General features: G+C 33.3%; 2 protein-coding genes. Both read left to right on the forward strand.

Annotated elements, in window-relative coordinates; genetic code table 11:
- Positions 1-99 (forward strand): YppF family protein (gene yppF / locus AC27IT_RS28170; protein WP_487092316.1); only part of this gene is annotated, 99 nt, incomplete at its 5' end.
- Between the two features lie 125 nt (positions 100-224).
- A complete protein-coding gene (locus tag AC27IT_RS28175; RefSeq protein ID WP_167387310.1) occupies positions 225-395 on the forward strand; it encodes a hypothetical protein in 171 nt (56 codons plus the stop codon).
- The last annotated feature ends 136 nt before the right edge of the window (positions 396-531 follow it).

The following is a 531-nucleotide window of genomic DNA, read 5'->3' on the forward strand; positions in this document are numbered from 1 at the left end:
TTAAAAGGTTTTTTAACTCCTATGAATTACAAAGCCGCTGTACGTGAACTCGAACAAATTGGAGCTACTAAGCCTGATTTTAGTGCACAAGATGATTAATTTTTTTACTACCACTGAGAAATCGGTGGTTTCTTTGTTTCCTATAAAGTGGACACATACTTCTTTTTTGACTTGTTTATACTATAAAGGCTTTAACGTAGTATTCAATAAAGGAGGTTTATTTCATGAGTCGTGGAAAACATTTTGATCATAAAAAACAAGGACAAGGTGCAGTAAATAAAACAAATAACGCCGTTGCTTCTAAACATACCGAAAAAGTTGATTATCATATCGATACAGTTGCTTCACAAGATCACCCAGCTGTTTCTATCCAATCACAAAAAGATTTTGATTAACTTTTTATTGATAATGATAAAATGCCTAAAGAGTTTTCTCTTTAGGCATACATAGAAAATCCCCACCTTATAAGTCTCAACGGAAGGCCGGGATTAATTATTCAATATCGACTCGAGCACATACTTATTTGAGTGA

The organism is Brevibacillus sp. YAE8, assembly GCF_057543335.1.